This is a genomic window from Rhodanobacter spathiphylli B39 (assembly GCF_000264295.1).
Classification (GTDB): Bacteria; Pseudomonadota; Gammaproteobacteria; order Xanthomonadales; family Rhodanobacteraceae; genus Rhodanobacter; species Rhodanobacter spathiphylli.
In genome coordinates, this window is sequence record NZ_AJXT01000006.1 from 1 (window position 1) to 15,181 (window position 15,181).

14 protein-coding genes and 1 tRNA gene are annotated in these 15,181 nt (G+C 68.8%); 3 read left to right on the plus strand and 12 right to left on the minus strand.

Going from position 1 to position 15,181, the window contains the following annotated elements; genetic code table 11:
- Positions 1-532: 532 nt before the first annotated feature.
- From murB to amaB, 6 genes are all read right to left on the minus strand, one after another.
- Positions 533-1,561 (minus strand): UDP-N-acetylmuramate dehydrogenase, encoded by a 1,029-nt coding sequence (gene murB, locus UU7_RS04635; RefSeq protein ID WP_007805835.1) that lies wholly within the window; start codon positions 1,559-1,561, stop codon positions 533-535.
- A gap of 10 nt (positions 1,562-1,571) precedes the next feature.
- A complete protein-coding gene (locus UU7_RS04640; RefSeq protein WP_007805838.1) occupies positions 1,572-2,609 on the minus strand; it encodes a quinone-dependent dihydroorotate dehydrogenase in 1,038 nt (345 codons plus the stop codon).
- A 3-nt stretch (positions 2,610-2,612) separates the two neighbouring features.
- Positions 2,613-3,380: a class I SAM-dependent methyltransferase gene (locus tag UU7_RS04645; RefSeq protein ID WP_007805840.1), complete on the minus strand. Its 768-nt coding sequence runs from the start codon at positions 3,378-3,380 to the stop codon at positions 2,613-2,615.
- Positions 3,373-4,146, minus strand: a complete 774-nt coding sequence (locus tag UU7_RS04650; RefSeq protein ID WP_007805842.1) for an SDR family NAD(P)-dependent oxidoreductase — start codon at positions 4,144-4,146, stop codon at positions 3,373-3,375. Before UU7_RS04650 ends, UU7_RS04645 begins: the two co-directional genes overlap by 8 nt.
- A gap of 6 nt (positions 4,147-4,152) precedes the next feature.
- Positions 4,153-4,455: a DUF4190 domain-containing protein gene (locus UU7_RS04655; protein WP_007805844.1), complete on the minus strand. Its 303-nt coding sequence runs from the start codon at positions 4,453-4,455 to the stop codon at positions 4,153-4,155.
- A gap of 84 nt (positions 4,456-4,539) precedes the next feature.
- Positions 4,540-6,075 carry an L-piperidine-6-carboxylate dehydrogenase gene (gene amaB / locus UU7_RS04660; protein ID WP_007805846.1) on the minus strand — a complete coding sequence of 512 codons (1,536 nt, stop codon included), beginning with the start codon at positions 6,073-6,075 and terminating at the stop codon, positions 4,540-4,542.
- Positions 6,076-6,220: 145 nt separating this feature from the next.
- Between amaB and UU7_RS04665 the strand changes: the two genes are divergently transcribed.
- A tRNA-Arg gene (locus UU7_RS04665) sits at positions 6,221-6,297 on the plus strand.
- A gap of 47 nt (positions 6,298-6,344) precedes the next feature.
- On the opposite strand, the gene UU7_RS04670 is transcribed toward UU7_RS04665, so the two are convergent.
- Positions 6,345-7,904 (minus strand): protein adenylyltransferase SelO, encoded by a 1,560-nt coding sequence (locus UU7_RS04670; protein WP_007805848.1) that lies wholly within the window; start codon positions 7,902-7,904, stop codon positions 6,345-6,347.
- Between the two features lie 82 nt (positions 7,905-7,986).
- Positions 7,987-8,913: a lytic transglycosylase domain-containing protein gene (locus tag UU7_RS18230; protein ID WP_238530886.1), complete on the minus strand. Its 927-nt coding sequence runs from the start codon at positions 8,911-8,913 to the stop codon at positions 7,987-7,989.
- Between the two features lie 397 nt (positions 8,914-9,310).
- Here UU7_RS18230 and UU7_RS04680 point away from each other — a divergent pair, with 397 nt between their 5' ends.
- Together UU7_RS04680 and UU7_RS04685 are read left to right on the plus strand one after the other, a co-directional pair.
- Positions 9,311-9,901: a DUF1415 domain-containing protein gene (locus UU7_RS04680; RefSeq protein ID WP_007805853.1), complete on the plus strand. Its 591-nt coding sequence runs from the start codon at positions 9,311-9,313 to the stop codon at positions 9,899-9,901.
- A gap of 46 nt (positions 9,902-9,947) precedes the next feature.
- Positions 9,948-10,292: a YkgJ family cysteine cluster protein gene (locus UU7_RS04685; protein WP_007805856.1), complete on the plus strand. Its 345-nt coding sequence runs from the start codon at positions 9,948-9,950 to the stop codon at positions 10,290-10,292.
- Positions 10,293-10,295: 3 nt separating this feature from the next.
- Here the strand turns inward: UU7_RS04685 and UU7_RS04690 are convergent, their stop codons facing one another.
- From UU7_RS04690 to UU7_RS04705, 4 genes are all read right to left on the minus strand, one after another.
- On the minus strand, positions 10,296-10,997 hold the full coding sequence (locus tag UU7_RS04690) for a pseudouridine synthase (RefSeq protein ID WP_007805859.1): 702 nt from the start codon (positions 10,995-10,997) through the stop codon (positions 10,296-10,298).
- The gene (locus UU7_RS04695) at positions 10,994-12,064 is read right to left on the minus strand and encodes a class I SAM-dependent methyltransferase (RefSeq protein WP_007805861.1); all 1,071 of its coding nucleotides are present in this window, start codon (positions 12,062-12,064) and stop codon (positions 10,994-10,996) included. The genes UU7_RS04690 and UU7_RS04695 overlap by 4 nt, the downstream gene beginning before the upstream one ends.
- A gap of 79 nt (positions 12,065-12,143) precedes the next feature.
- Positions 12,144-14,144, minus strand: a complete 2,001-nt coding sequence (locus UU7_RS04700; RefSeq protein WP_007805863.1) for an OPT family oligopeptide transporter — start codon at positions 14,142-14,144, stop codon at positions 12,144-12,146.
- Between the two features lie 60 nt (positions 14,145-14,204).
- Positions 14,205-15,134 (minus strand): pseudouridine synthase, encoded by a 930-nt coding sequence (locus tag UU7_RS04705; RefSeq protein WP_007805865.1) that lies wholly within the window; start codon positions 15,132-15,134, stop codon positions 14,205-14,207.
- Positions 15,135-15,181: the final 47 nt, after the last annotated feature.

Genomic DNA, 15,181 nt, shown 5'->3' on the forward strand with positions numbered 1-15,181 from the left:
ACAAAAAGCCAGAGCCGAAGCAAAAGCTCCGGGTCGCCGCAGCTCTGCTCTTGATCCGGCTCTTCTGAAAAGTGCGCGCAGGATGCGCGTCGCTCTGCCCGGGGCCCCTCTGCAGCGGCGAGGTGGGGGCGACAGGCCGCGTAGCGGGAGCCGACAGGGATGTCGGCTCCTTTTCGCCAGGGCAGGATGCCCTGTCGAAAAGCCCGGCACCGACTCGCGAACCTTGCGGACAGGATGTCCGCAAGGCGCGGAAGCGGGGTGGCCTCTCTTTGGGCCACGTTTCTCTGGCCAAACAGAGAAAGGTGGCTCGGCTGCCGCAGGCAGACGAAAGCTTTTCGCTCTGATGCCACAGGCAAAGCAAGAACATCGCGCACAGGGTGCGCTTCCATGAGAACAGCTACGCGACGTAGGACCGCGGGAACACCGGCGGACGTTGCCGCCCTACGAAAGGTAGCTCGGCCGCCGGAAGCAGGCGAAAGCTCAGCTCTGCATGCACCAGGGAGCATCAGGCGCTCCGCGCCAATATAGAAGCTCAGCGCGTGCCGATCACCACCGGCTCGGGTTCCAGTTGCACGCCGAACCTGGCGTGCACGCCGTGCATCACCTGCTGCGCCAGCGCCCACAGTTGGGGTCCGGTGGCGTGGCCGTGGTTGACCAGCACCAGCGCGTGCCGGTTCGAGACGCCGGCATCGCCTTCGCGGAAACCCTTGAAGCCGGCGGCTTCGATCAGCCACGCGGCGGAGAGCTTGCAGCGGCCGTCGGCCTGCGGCCAGGCGGCCAGTTCGGGATGCTCGCGCTTCAGCGCATCGGCCAGCGCGGCGTCGACGATGGGGTTCTTGAAGAAGCTGCCGGCGTTGCCGATCACCGCCGGATCGGGCAGCTTCTTCGTGCGCAGGTGCACGACGGCTTCGGCCACGTGGAAGGGCGCGGGCTTGTCGACACCCATCCGCGCCAGCTGCTCGTCGATGCCGGCGTAGTCGGTGCGCAGCGGTCGACTGCGCGGCAGCACGAAGCGCACGGCAGTGACGATGTAGCGGCCGGGCTCGTGCTTGAACAGCGAGTCGCGGTAGGCGAATGCGCAGGTGGCGTGGTCCAGCGTCACCACGCGGTGCTCGCGGGTATCCCACGCCTCCACACTTTCGACGAATTCGGCCACTTCGCAGCCGTAGGCGCCGATGTTCTGGATCGGCGCAGCGCCCACGGTGCCGGGGATCAGGATCAGGTTTTCCAGGCCGGCGTAGCCCTGGCCCAGCGTCCAGCGCACGAAGTCGTCCCAGCGTTCGCCCGCGGCCACCGCGATGCGTGCGCTGTCGCCGTCGCTTTCCACCTGCACGCCGCGGGTTTCCATCGCCAGCACGGTGCCGTCGAAGTCGCCGGTGAACAGCAGGTTGCTGCCCTCGCCCAGCACCAGCAGGCGGCCGTTGCGCACGGCGGGAAAGTCGAGCAGTTCGGGCAGCTTGCTGGCGTCGCGGATTTCCGCCAGCAACGTGGCGCGCGCATCGACGCGCAGCGTGTTGCGGGTCGCCAGCGAGGCGTTTTCGATCAGCGTGTAACCACCCATGTCAGTGCGCTCAGACGGCATGGGTGGCCTCGCGCTGGCGACGGATTTCGTTGACGCATTCGCCGACCAGGTGCGGGCCACGATAGACCAGGCCCGAGTAGACCTGCACCAGCGAGGCACCGGCGTCGAGTTTCTCGGCCGCGTCGCTGCCTTCGAGGATGCCGCCCACGCCAATCAGCGGAACGCGACCCTGCAGGCGCTTGTGCATGCCGGCCAGCACCGCGGTGGAACGCGCGAACAGCGGCTTGCCGGACAGGCCGCCCGCCTCGCCGCCGCGCGGGTCGTCCGCCACCGACTCGTGATCGATCGTGGTGTTGCTGCAGATCACCCCGTCGATGCCGGTGCGCAGCAGCACCTCGGCGATGGCGTCCAGCTCGGCTTCGGAAAGATCCGGCGCGATCTTCAGCAGCATCGGCTTGCGCTTGCCGGCCTGCGAGCCCAGCCGCTCCTGCGCGGCCCGCAGCACGGAAATGAACTTGTACAGCGTGGCTTCCTGCTGCAGGTCGCGCAGTCCGGCCGTGTTCGGCGAGGAGATGTTCACCGTGACGTAGCTGGCGTGCTCGTGGACCTTGTGCAGGCAGGTCAGGTAATCGTTGACCGCCTTCTCGTTCGGCGTGTCCTTGTTCTTGCCGATGTTGATGCCGAGCACGCCGTGGTAGCTGGACTGCCGCACGTTGCGTACCAGCGCATCGACGCCGCCATTGTTGAAGCCGAGCCGGTTGATGATCGCCTCGTGCCGCGGCAGGCGGAACATGCGGGGCTTGTCGTTGCCCGGCTGGGGCAGCGGCGTGACCGTGCCGACTTCGATGAAGCCGAATCCCAGCGCATCGAGTGCGTCCAGGTATTCGGCGTTCTTGTCCAGGCCGGCCGCCAGGCCGACCGGGTTCGGAAAGGTGATGCCGAACACCGTGGTAGGCAGGTCCGCCGGCGGCCTGGCGATCCAGCGGGCGAAGCCGCTGCGCTGGGCCACGCCCAACCCGTACAGCGTGAGGTGATGTGCCTTCTCGGCGTCGAGCTGGAACAGCAGCGGGCGCAGGATGTCGTACATGGATCAGACCGGTTGGCCCGCGAAGATGCGGGTGTCGTAATCGAAGCTTACCGTGCCGTCTTCGGCGCAGTTGTCGAACAGTTCGCGCAGCGCCTGCAGCATCGGTTCATGCTGCGGATGTCCCGCCTGCGGCGCATACGAGGACGACATCAAACGCCCGCGCAGCGCTTCGAAATCCAGCCGCTGGCCGTGCCCGAAACTGGCGCTGCCGCGGTAGCCGGCGCCGAACCAGACGCGCATGTGTGCATCGTCGGCGTAACGCTCGGCCACGCTGGTGTAGTCGGTGCCGAAGCGCAGCAGCAAGGCCTCGTAGCCCTCGAGGAAGCGCGTGCCGGTGAGCCGGCGCGAATTCCACCAGATCGCCACCAGCCCTTGCGGCCGCAGGATGCGCGCGAATTCGCGCCGTGCCGCCACCTCGTCGAACCAGTGGAATGCCTGCGCCACGGTGACCAGATCCACGCTGGCATCGGCCAGCTTGGTGGCGTCGGCGCGGCCGTCGACGGCATCGAAGCGGTCGTACCTGCGCAGCCATTGTTCGGCGGCACCGCGCATCGGCGCATTCGGCTCCACCGCCGTCACACGGTAACCCGCATCGAGGAACATCTTCGAGGAGATGCCGGTGCCCGCACCCACGTCGGCCACGTGCCAGTGGCGGTCCACGCCCTGCTCGCGCTGCAGCCAGTCGAGCAGCGCCACGGGATAGTCGGGGCGATAGCGCACGTAGTCGTCGACGCGATCGCTGAAGCGAGTGGTGGACTGGAAGTCAGCCACTGAGCATCTGCCCGCCGTCGACGACCAGGGTCTGGCCGGTGATCCAGCCCGCGAACGGCGAAGCGAGGAACAGCGCGGCGTGGGCGATTTCCTCCGGCGTGCCGAAGCGGCCGAACGGAATCTTCGCCAGCGTGGCGCGGTACAACTCCGGCTGCTCCACCCGGCGCCGCTCCCACAGGCCATCGGCGAACGCGATCGACCCCGGCGCGATCGCGTTGACGCGGATGCGCTCGCCGGCCAGCGCCAGCGCCTGCGAGGTGGTGTACTGGCTCAGCGCCGCCTTCATCGCGGCATAAGCTGCGCCGTTCGCACGCGGGCGGAAGGCCGCGATCGAGCTGGTGTGCAGGATGCAGCCGTGGGCCGACGCCTTGAGATGCGGCAACGCCGCGCGCGAGGCGCGCACCGCGGCCATCAGGTCGACGTTGAAACCGGCCAGCCAGCTCTCGTCGCCTTCGTCGAAGCCGTAACCGCTGGCGTTGTTGACCAGCACGTCGATGCCGCCGAGCGCGGCGGCGGCATTCGCCACATAAGCTTCGATCGCCGAGGCGTCGGCCAGGTCGCAACCTTGCGCGTGGGCGACCACGCCGTGGGCCGCCATCGCCTGGCGAGTTTCTTCGAGAGCTGTTGCGCCACGGGCGCAGATGGAGACCCCGGCGCCAGCGGCGGCAAAACCCAGCGCGATGCTGCGCCCGATGCCACGGCTGCCACCAGCCACGACGACGCGATAGCCGCGGAAATCGAACGGAGCCGGCAGCGCCTTGTGCATGCGCCGTCAGTGCCAGCCGGCAAACGCGAAACCGAAGATCAGCACCGCCATCAGCAGGAAGATGCCCAGCACACACAAGGCCAGCTGGACGTAGCCGAGCACCAGCCCGGCCACCGCCATGCCGTCACCGTCCATGCGGTTGTCGATCGGGCTGCGGCGGATCTCGCCGCGCGCCAGGTGACCGCAGACGATCGCCACCAGCGCACCGATGAACGGCAGCAAGATCCACGTCAGGATGCCGAACACCAGGCTCACCACCGCCAGAGAACTGGTCGTGTTGCCCGGGCGATAAGACGGTTGATAGCTCATCGTTCGCTCACTCGTGAGGGAGGTGGCACAACGCCTTCATGCATCGGACGGCCACGGGCGGCGAACGCCCGTGGCCGACTTTCGTCACACCGTGAACTTGATGCCCTGCGCCAGCGGCAGCGCGTCGGAGTAGTTGATGGTGTTGGTCTGGCGGCGCATGTAGACCTTCCACGCATCCGAACCGGACTCGCGGCCGCCGCCGGTTTCCTTCTCGCCGCCGAACGCGCCGCCGATCTCCGCACCCGAGGTGCCGATGTTGACGTTGGCGATGCCGCAATCCGAACCGGCCGCCGACAGGAACTGCTCGCCCGCGCGCAGGCTGTTGGTGAAGATCGACGAGGACAGGCCCTGCGGCACGTCGTTCTGCATGTCGATCGCTTCGTCCAGCGTCTTGAACGGCATCACGTAGAGGATCGGCGCGAACGTCTCGGTCTGCACCACGTCGTCGGAATTCTTCACGCCGGTGACGATGGTCGGCAGCACGAAGTTGCCCTTGCGATCGGTCAGCGCCTTGCCGCCGGTACGCACGGTGCCGCCGGCGGCCTTGGCGTTCTCCACGGCCTTCAGGTAACCCTGCACCGCTTCCTGGCTGTTCAGCGGGCCCATCAGCGTGGTGGCCAGGGTCGGGTCGCCGATCTTGCCCTCGACCTGCTGGTAGGCCTTGACCAGGGTGTCGACCACGCCGTCGAAGATCGACTCGTGCACGAACAGGCGGCGCGTGGTGGTGCAGCGCTGGCCGGCGGTGCCGACGGCGCCGAACACGATGCCCGGGATCGCCAGCTTCAGGTCGGCGGTTTCATCGAGGATGATCGCGTTGTTGCCGCCCAGCTCCAGCAGCGAGCGGCCCATGCGCTGCGCCACGCGCTCGCCGACCATGCGGCCGACCTTGGTCGAGCCGGTGAAGCTGATCAGCGGGATGCGCTTGTCGTCGACGAAGGCCTGCGCCAAGTCGCTGCCGGCATCGTTGAACAGGAAGAACAGGTCGGGGAAGCCGGCGTCCTTCAGTGCCTCGTTGCAGATCTTCATCGTGGCGATCGCCGACAGCGGCGTCTTCGGCGACGGCTTCCAGATGCAGATGTCGCCGGCGATGGTGGCCAGCATGGCGTTCCACGCCCACACCGCGACCGGGAAGTTGAACGCGCTGATGATGCCGACCAGGCCCAGTGGATGGTACTGGTCGTACATGCGGTGGCCGGGGCGCTCCGAATGCATGGTCGAGCCGTACATCATGCGGCTCTGGCCCACCGCGAAGTCGGCGATATCGATCATCTCCTGCACTTCGCCGTCGCCCTCGGGCTTGATCTTGCCCATCTCCAGCGCCACCAGCGAACCGAGCGCGTCCTTGTGCTTGCGCAGCGCTTCGCCGCACAGGCGCACCGCTTCGCCACGCTGCGGCGCAGGCGTGGTGCGCCACACCTTGAACGCGGCCTGGGCGCGCTGGACGATCACTTCATAATCGGCGGCGCTGGACGCATGCACGGTGCCGAGCACTTCGCCGGTGGCCGGATTCACCGGCTGCAGCGCGCCGGCGTCGGTGGTCTTCGACCACTCGCCCTGGCCGAGGTAGCTGCCGGACTGCTCGCCGTCGAGGCCGAGCGCGCTGAGGATTGCATGGGACATGGATGTCTCCTGGACATGCGGCGCCTGCCGGCACCGTGAATGAAATCGGTAATTCGCCATTCTAGCAGGGGCAACCGCCTTGCTCCCTCCCCTGCACGCAGGGGGAGCAGCAGAACCGCGCAATCCATGCGAAAATCCCGGCGCTGCCCTCGTAGCTCAGTTGGATAGAGCGGCCCCCTCCTAAGGGGCAGGTCGGACGTTCGAATCGTCTCGAGGGCACCATTTTCCCAGCACGAAGGCCGGCATCGCCGGCCTTCGTGCTTTCCGGATCAGGAGCTGCACGACAGCATCGAGCAGCCGGCCTTGTGCCGCGCCCAGTCCGGACGCCTCTGCGCGAACGCCTCGCGGCCGGGCTGGTCGTCGTACGGGTGGCGCAACACGTCGAGCAGCTCGGTGATGCCGTCGAGGTCGCCCTGCTCGGCCCGGTCGATCGCCTGCTGCGCCAGGTAATTGCGCAGTACGTAACGGGGGTTGGCCAGGCGCATCTGCTCGCGACGTGATCCGGCCGGCAACGGATCGTCGGCCAGCCGCGCCGCGTAACGGCGCAGCCAGTCGTCGAGCGCCGGCTCGGCCTCGCGACGTTTCGCCTCGTCGTAGAACGCCTCGGCGAATGGCGCCAGCGTGGGCGCCCGCATGTCGATGTCGGCGAGTGCGCGAAACCACAGCGTCATGTCGATCTCGGCCTGCTGCAGCAGGACCTGCAACGACTGCATCAGGGCCATGTCGTCATCGCGGCATTCGGCGAACCCGAGTTTCGCGGCGATATTCGCCCGATCGGCCGCGGCATGGGCGGCCACGTAGCGATCCAGTCCCGCCTGCAGCGGCGCCACGTCGGCGAACAGCGGCGCCAGCGCGCCGGCCAGCCGGCTGAGGTTCCACCACGCCACGTCCGGCTGCTGGCCGAAGCGGTAGCGGCGACGCTGCGCGTCGGTGGTGTTCGGCGTCCAGTCCGGATCGTAGTTGTCGATCCAGCCGTACGGACCGTAGTCGATGGTGAGGCCGAGAATCGACATGTTGTCGGTGTTCATCACGCCATGCACGAAGCCCACCCGCATCCAGTGCGCGATCATCGCGGCGGTGCGCTCGCAGACCTGGGCAAACCACTCCGCGTACAGCGCCTCGCCCTGCCCCTGCAGTTCGGGGAAATCACGCCGGATGGCGAAGTCGACCAGTTGCCGCAGCAGCCCGATGTCGCCGCGCGACGCCGGCAGTTCGAAGTTGCCAAAGCGGAGGAACGAAGGCGCCGCGCGGCAGACGATGGCGCCCGGCTCGGTGGCCGCGTTGCCGTCGTAGAACATGTCGCGCAGCACCGGCTCGCCAGTGCCGACCAGGCTCAGCGCCCGCGTGGTGGGCACGCCCAGGTGGTGCATCGCCTCGCTGCACAGGAACTCGCGCACCGACGAGCGCAGCACCGCGCGACCATCCGCGCCGCGCGAGTACGGTGTCAGGCCCGCGCCTTTCAGCTGCAACTCCCAGCGTTCGCCGGCGGCATTGATCACCTCGCCCAGCGAGATCGCCCGGCCATCGCCCAACTGCCCGGCCCAGTGGCCGAACTGGTGGCCGCCGTAGTTCGCCGCATACGGCTGCATGCCGTCGAGCAGCACGTTGCCGCCGAACAGTCGCGCGAACTCCGGCGCGGCGACCTCGGCTTCACTGAAGCCCAGCGTGGCGGCCATCTCCGCCGAATGCGCCAGCAGCCGCGGCGCAGCCACCGGCGTGGGAGCGATCCGCGAATACAGCGCGCCTTCGACCTGGCGCAGCCCTGCACCCTGCTGCGGATCACCCGGCAGGTCGCGGACGAAGGCGTTGTCGAAGTGCAGCTGGAACATGCGTGAGGTGACCGCGGGAGGTGCTGCCTATATCCGGGCGACCGCCCCGCGATGCAAGGCGCTCGTCTGCGACCGGAGGAACCTAGCGCGCCACCGGCCCCTGCCTGGCCGACTTGCGATGCTGCGCCTTCAGCCGGTCGTAGACGGTCAGCACGGCCGTGCCGTAACCCCTGGCCAGGCTGGGCGTGCGGCTGTGGTAATAGCCCACGCCCATCACCCGATCGCGGGTGCGGCGCATGCCGTCGCGCAGGATCTTTGCCCCGACGGTGATGTTGGTGCGCGGATCGAGCAGGGTCAGCGGGTCGCGCACCGCGTCGCGGTGCATCGGGTAATAGACCTGCATGATGCCCACGTCCTGCACCGCCGAACCGAACTGGCTGGCTGCGGCCATCTGCAGTTGCACGTGCTGGCGATCGCCCCGCACCAGATGGTCGTCGACGCGGAACAGCCACGGCGTCGGCGCCACCCGGCCGTCCGGATACAGCGACTTCGACTCCACCAGCGCCACGCTGTACAGCAGCAGCGGGTCGATGCCGTAGGTCTTGCCCACCTGGGCCCACAGGCTGTGACGCGAGCGGATGTCCAGGTCGGGCTCGGCGATCGGCATCATCAGGTCCATCGTGCTGACTTCGCTGAGCAGGCGATCGGCGGACGGCGCGGGAGGCGTCCGCTGTTCCGCGGCATACGGCGGGATCGCCGGAGCCGCCGCCGGAGCGGTCACCACCCTGGGCGGCACGGCCGTGACCAGGGTCGGCGCTGCGGGCGCCGGTGGCGCCGTCGCGGGAGCCGTCGCATGCCCGGGATAGCGCACGCCGGCAAAGCCGATCACTGCCGCAAGACACGCCGCGGCCAGCAGTGCCGGCGCAAGGTGGCGTGGCGCCGGTGGCAGGGAGGCGGAGGCGAAAGCCAACCCGCGCGCCGCAAAGTGACGCCAGGCGGCGAACGCTGCCGTCCATCGTCCACGACGGTCCGGCACTTCGCGTGGCGTCGATTCGCGGCGCCGACGCACCAGCGCATGCCGCGCCGGAACGGGCGGGGCCGGCCTGGCCCGGGGATCGGGCCGGCGCTGCGGTCCGCGGAAACGACTCGCCGGCGGCGCGCACGCGACCGCCGCCGCGGCATGCGCCAGGGCGGGGCGGGGAACTTCCGGTTTTTTGCCGGACGCCAGCTGCTTCGCACCTGTCACCCGGCCGTTCGAACCATCCACGAATCCATCCTCGCCATGCGACGGGGCAACGCCGGTGTCCGGCGGTGGCCATCGAAGGGAAACCTTCACCCAAGCAAGCCGCGTGCCCGGGATGCGTCGGTCGGACATCATCGCACGTCATCTGTGCACCGCAGCCAGTCCGTGCCGGCGGCCCGCCCGCAACGGCTATAGTCGGGCTCGTCCCCGAACCGGAAATCGCATGACCCCGTCCCCCGCCAACGACCTGAACGCCGACGCCCTGCCCGGGGACGCGCCCTACCTGGCGGCCACCACGCGCTGGCTGGAACGGGCGGTGATCGGGCTGAACCTGTGTCCGTTCGCCCGCGCGCCCCACGTGCAGGGCAAGCTGCGCATGCGGGTGAGCCAGGCGCGCGACACCGACGCACTGCTGGACGACCTCTGCGGCGAGCTGCAGTCGCTGAACGCGCTGACGCCGGAGGAATGCGAGACCGGCCTGCTGATCCATCCGTTCGTGCTCGGCGATTTCCTCGACTACAACGACTTCCTCGACGTGGCCGATGCGGCCGTGCAGACGCTGGGACTGGAAGGCGAATGGCAGGTGGCCAGCTTCCATCCGCAGTACCAGTTCGCCGACAGCGACGCGGACGACGTGGAGAACTTCAGCAACCGATCCCCCTTCCCCACCCTGCACCTGTTGCGCGAAGCCAGCGTCGAACGCGCGATGGAACAGATGAGCGACACCGACGCGATCTACCGGCGCAACCTGGAAACCCTGCGCCGGCTGGGTGCGGATGGCTGGCAGGCGCTGTGGAAGGACAAGGCGGGCTGATCGCCGCCTCAACATCCTGTTCATCGCGGCAGTGCCAAGCTGGCGCATGAATCCCTCCCGCGCACAGCCCCTCGACCGTTACGCCGAAAGCATCGACCCCGGCGTCCACTGCAACACCTGCGAAGCCGTGTGCTGCCGCCTCACCGTGGTGCTGATGCCCGACGACCGCGTGCCCACCTGGCTGATCGATCGCGACGAACACGGCATGGAAACCCTGGCCAAGGGCGAGGACGGCTGGTGCGCGGCGGTCGACCCGAACACGTCGGGCTGCACCATCTACGACGAACGCCCGGGCATCTGCCGCAAGTTCGCGATGGGCAGCCCCAGCTGCCGCGACGAGCGGCACAAGTGGTTCGGCGCCACGATCCCCACCGCGGTGCACATGCTGTAGGCGCTAGGGCGCGAAGATCAGCGCGACCTCGTCGGCATCCAGCGCACGCCATTCGCCCAGCGGCAGCTCGCCCAACGCGAGCCTGCCCACCGAGATCCGTTGCAGGGTCTCGACATGGTTGCCGGTGGCGGCAAACATCCGCCGCACCTGGTGGTAGCGGCCCTCGGTGACGCTGAGCCGGGCATGGCGCGGGCCCAGCACTTCAAGGTTCGCCGGCGCCAGCGGCTCCTTCTCCGATTCCAGCATCAGGCTGCCGCTGGCGAACAGCGCGCCTTCGTCGCCGCGCAGATCCTGCGCCAGCGTCGCCTCGTAGACCTTGGTCACCTGCGCCTTCGGCGAAATGATCCGGTGCAGCAGCGCACCGTCGTCGGTGAACAGCAGCAGGCCGGAGGTGTCCCGATCGAGCCGGCCCACGCTGGACAGCGCCGGCGAGCGCACGCTGTAGCGCGGCGGCAACAGGTCGTAGACCACCCGTCCCGGGTCCTTGCGCGAGCAGGTGACGCCCAGCGGCTTGTTCAGCATCAGCACCAGGCCGGGCGGCGGATCGAGCGGTTCGTCGTCGACGCGGATGGTCTCGTACGGCACCACGTCGTCGGCGTACAGCACTTCGCCATCGGCATCGGTGATGCGGCCGGAACGGAACAGCGCCGTGACATCCTTGCGGCTGCCATAACCCAGGTTGGCGATCAGCTTGACCAGTTTCATCCCCGCACCCCCACCGCTTCGATCACCTTGAATCCTTCCTGCACGACCAGCGTGCGCACTTCATGAAAACGCGAGGCCAGCACGGCCTCGTAGGGCAGATGCCGATTGGCCACCAGCAACAGGCGCCCATCCGGCTGCAGCGCCTCGGCCGCGCTGACGATGAAGGCGCGGCCCAGTTCGGGCAGGTCGGCGCGGCCCTGGTGGAACGGCGGATTGCTGACGATCGCGTCGTAGCGCTGCGCCAGGCCGCGGGTGACGTCATGCCAGTACACCGCCACCGCGAGTTCCCTGCCGGCTTCGCGTTTCGCCCGGGTCAGGTTGAGCCGCGCCGGCTCCAGCGCGCGCGCCTCGGCCTCGTACAGGTCGATCGCCTGCACTCGCGGGCAGCGCGCGATGACCTGGGTGGAAAGGTAACCGTAGCCGCCGCCGAGATCGGCCACGCTGCCGCGCAAATCCGCCGGCAGATGCGCGGCCAGCAGCGCCGAGGCGCGATCGATGCGATCCCAGGCGAACAGGCCGGGGCGGCTGATGTAGCCGTCCATGATTTCGCGCGGTGCATCCAGCGCCAGCCACTCGGCCAGCACGGCCCGGTCCACGGTGTCGGCAGACAGCGTGCTCCAGAACACCCGGCACTTGTGCTTGGACTGGTGCTGCACGGGCCCGGCCAGTTTCGCCAGGTCCGCCTCGCCCGACTTCGCGCCTTCGGCATTCGGCATCGCCGCCAGCAGCACGCCGCCGGCCGCCACGTGCTGCAACGCGCGGGCGAACAGCGCACGGGCTTCGTCGCGCTGGCGCGGTGGCAGCAGCAGCACCAGCGAAAATTTCTCGTCGGCCGCCGGCTCGCCCACGCGCAGGCCGTTGCGCGCCAGCTCGTCGGCAAACGGCAAAAAGCCCTGCTCGAACAGCCAGCCCGGCTGCGCCATCTCGCGCAGCCGCACGCCGGCGCGGGCGCGCAGGAACAGCACGCGACCGTCCGCGGGCAAGGACAACTCGCCGGACTCGAACGGCACGAACAGGGCCGCCAGCGCCGCATCCGGCGCGGCAGCGGAAACTCCGGCAGCCGTCACGTCAACCCTCGACCATCAAAAACGATGGCGGCATTGTACGGGGCGGCACCCGGGTGCCGCCCCGCGCTCCACAGCCCCCTCAACCGGCCGTCGGCGCACGGCCCAGTCGGGCGACCCAGCGATACAACGCCACGTTGACCGCGATGAAGGCGATGCCGCCGATCCAGATCGCCGCATTGGCGAAGCCGCTGCCGACCAGGGCCAGCGGCGCCTCCTTGCCGGAGAACACCACGATCGCGGCGATCACCACGCCGATGATGCTCTCGCCCACGATCATGCCCGAGGCCAGCAGCACGCCCAGTTGCTTGGTCGCCTCCGGGTCACGCGCACGGTCGGCGCGCTTGTCGAAGTACCAGCCGACGATCGCGCCGACCACCACCATCAACGTGGTCGAGGTCGGCAGGTAGATGCCCAGGCCCACCGCCAGCGGCGGCAGCGAGGCGGACTTGCTGCTGCGCCCCAGCACCGCGTCGATGATGATCAGCGCCACGCCGATCGCGCCGCCCAGGATGATCAGGCTCCAGTCGATGTTGCCCTGGATCACGCCCTGCGCCAGCGCGGAGATCAGTCCGGCCTGGGGAGCGGCCAGCGCCCGCGCGGGGTCGACGCCCGGCATGCCGGCGAAACCGTAAGCCTGGTTGACCAGATCCAGCACCGGCGGGATCACCGCCGCGCCCACCAGCACGCCGGCGACCAGCGCCACCTGCTGCTTCCACGGAGTGGCGTCGACCAGCTGGCCGGTCTTCAGGTCCTGCAGGTTGTTGTTGGCGATGGTCGCCACCGAAAACACGATCGAGGTGGCGAACAGCGCGAACGCCACCAGCCCCTTGCCCGCGCTGACCGGCAGCTGCGACTGCACGCCGGCGACCAGCAACAGCGCCGCCACGATCACCACCAGGATGCCCACGCCCGACAGCGGGCTGTTCGACGAACCGATCAGGCCGGCCATGTAGCCGCACACCGCCGAGACCAGGAAACCCATCACCACCACGAACACCAGGCCGCCGGCCAGCAGCAGGCCCAGGTGGTCGCCCAGGCCGGTATCGCCGGCGAAATCACCCAGCAGCCAGGCGATCGGCAGCAGGCACAGCAGGCTGACCAGGCCGACGATGCCGATCGGCATGTCCAGCTCGGTACGGGGCAGGCTGGCGCCCTGGCCGGACTTGCGCGCCCGTGACGAGGCCATCGCCGCGGCGAGTCCGCCGATCACCGGCTTGACCAGCTTGGCCAGCGTCCAGATCGCCGCCACGCCGATCGTGCCGGCGCCGATGAAGCGCACCTTGCTGCTCCACGCCGCCTGCGCCACGTCCGCCGCGGCACCGGTGGCACCGAGCAGCCCGGTGTAATGCGGCACCGCCCAGCCCCATGCGATCACCGCGCCGAACAACATGGCAAGGCCGACCCATAGCCCGACCAGATGCCCGACTGCCAGCAGCGCGAAGGAAAGATTGAAGTCGTAGCCGGTCGCCGAGCCGCGATCGTCGAGGCGGAAATACTGCGCCACGTTGCTGCCGAACACGCGGGTGGCCACCACGATGGCGAACAGTGCCGAGACCACCGAACCGCCCATCACGGCGAGCAGGCCGGCCTTGCTGCCCTCCTCCGCGGTGGATTCCGCATCGTCGCCGCCGCCCACCTTCAGCACCTCGGCGCAGGCCACGCCCTCGGGATACGGCAGGTTGGAATCGGTGACCAGCGCGCGGCGCAGCGGGATCGTGTACATCACGCCAAGGATGCCGCCGGTGGCGCAGATGCCGAAGGTGATCCAGAACGGAAAGCCGGTCCACCAGCCGACCATGACCAGGCCGGGCAGCACGAAGATGATCGCCGACAAGGTGCCTGCTGACGAGGCGATCGTCTGCACGATGTTGTTTTCCTGGATCGTCGAGTTCCTGAAGTTGCGCAGGATCGCCATCGAGATCACCGCCGCCGGAATCGAGGTGGCGAAGGTCAGGCCGGCCTTGAGGCCGAAGAACACATTGGCCGCGGTGAACACCAGGGTGATCACGATGCCGATGATCAGGCCACGCACGGTCAACTCGGTGCGTGGCGCGCTGATGGAAGCTGGTTTTGCACTCACTGACGACTCTCCCCCGGATGGATGCTGCGGTGGAAGATAACGTGGAATGACCACGGGTGGTTACCGATGGCGCCAAACCGCGGGCCCGCAGGCGCCGCCCGCCTGTAGCGCCAGCGCGCTCGCGAAGTGCCGCGGCTGCCCGGACAACGGATCGACGAAGGCCAGCTCTTTCGCCAACAGTTGCAGCGGTCGAAGGTGCTCGTCGGCGGCCGGCCCGGCCAGCGCCGGATACAGGGGATCGCCGCTGATCGGCGCCCCCAGCGCGGCCATGTGCAGGCGCAACTGGTGCTTCCTTCCGGTCCGCGGAAACAGTGCATAGCGCCAGTCACCGGCGCCCCGTTCGATCACCTCGATGCGCGTCTCGCTGTTCGCCTCGCCCGCCGCCTCGCGCATCCGGAAGAACGGCTCGCCGGCAACGATGCGCGAACGCCGCAGGTGCGGAAACGCCAGCTCGGGCAAGGCCGGCGCCAGCGCCTCGTAGCGCTTGTCGATGCGCCGCTCGCGGAACAGCGCCTGATACGCGGCGCGGCTGGCCGGGTTGGCCGAGAACAGCACCAGCCCCGCGGTGAGCCGGTCGATCCGGTGCAGCGGCACCAGCGCGGGGTTGTCCAGGCGCCGGATCAGCCGCCGCAGCAGGGTCTGTTCGACGAAGCCGCCGGCCGGCGTCACCGGCAGGAAGTGCGGCTTGTCGGCCACCACCAGGTGCTCGTCCACATGCAGCACGGTTTCGCCGAACGGGATCACCGGCTCATCCGCCACCTCGCGGTAGTAGTGGATGCGCAGCCCCACCCGGTACGGCGTCTGCGCCGTGATCGCGCCGCCCTGCACATCCAGCACGCGTCCGCGTTCGATGCGGTCCAGCCATTGCGCGCGGCTGATCGTGGCGAAGTGCGCACACAGCGCGTCGAGCACGGTCGCCCAGTGCCCCTGCGGCAGGTGCACCGTGCTGGCGCGGGCGTCACGGGTGAAGCTGGGCGTGGGCGACTTCATGCCCGCACAGTGTAGGTGCTGCACGGCGCGTACAATGGTCGGCTTGT